The organism is Streptomyces spinosus (genome assembly GCF_020400655.1).
GTDB lineage: Bacteria > Actinomycetota > Actinomycetes > Streptomycetales > Streptomycetaceae > Streptomyces > Streptomyces argyrophylli.
Genome location: NZ_JAINRC010000066.1, coordinates 1 through 591, shown reverse-complemented (window position 1 = coordinate 591; position 591 = coordinate 1). Strand labels below are relative to the sequence as shown.

Genomic DNA, 591 nt, shown 5'->3' with positions numbered 1-591 from the left:
CTTGGTGTGCTCGGCGGGCCAGAAGATGTTGTTGTGGAAGAAGCCGTCGCCGTAGTACGCGGCCTGCTCGGCGATCTCCGGGGAGCGGATCGAGCCGTGCCACACGAACGGCGCCACACCGTCCAGCGGGCGCGGGGTGGAGGTGAAGCCCTGCAACGGGGTGCGGAACCTGCCCTCCCAGTCCACCACGTCCTCGCGCCACAGCCGGCGCAGCAGCGCGTAGTTCTCGATGGCCAGGTCGATCCCGTCGCGGATGTCCTTGCCGAACCACGGGTAGACCGGCCCGGTGTTGCCACGGCCCGTCATCAGGTCCACCCGCCCGTCGGCCAGGTGCTGCAGCATCGCGTAGTCCTCCGCGATCTTCACCGGGTCGTTGGTGGTGATCAGCGTGGTCGACGTCGACAGCACGATCCGCTCCGTGCGCGCCGCGATGTAGCCGAGCATCGTGGTCGGCGAGGACGGCACGAACGGCGGGTTGTGGTGCTCACCCATCGCGAAGACGTCCAGACCGACCTCCTCGGCCTTCAGCGCGATGGCGACCATGGCCTTGATCCGCTCGCGCTCCGTCGGAGTCCGCCCCGTGGTCGGGTC

Annotated in this window: 1 protein-coding gene; it reads right to left on the bottom strand. The window is 68.9% G+C overall.

Annotation, left to right across the window (positions count from 1 at the left end):
• Window positions 1–591, bottom strand: a 591-nt coding sequence (locus tag LG395_RS40930) for an LLM class flavin-dependent oxidoreductase (protein WP_225814671.1), incomplete at both ends; no start/stop codon positions are given.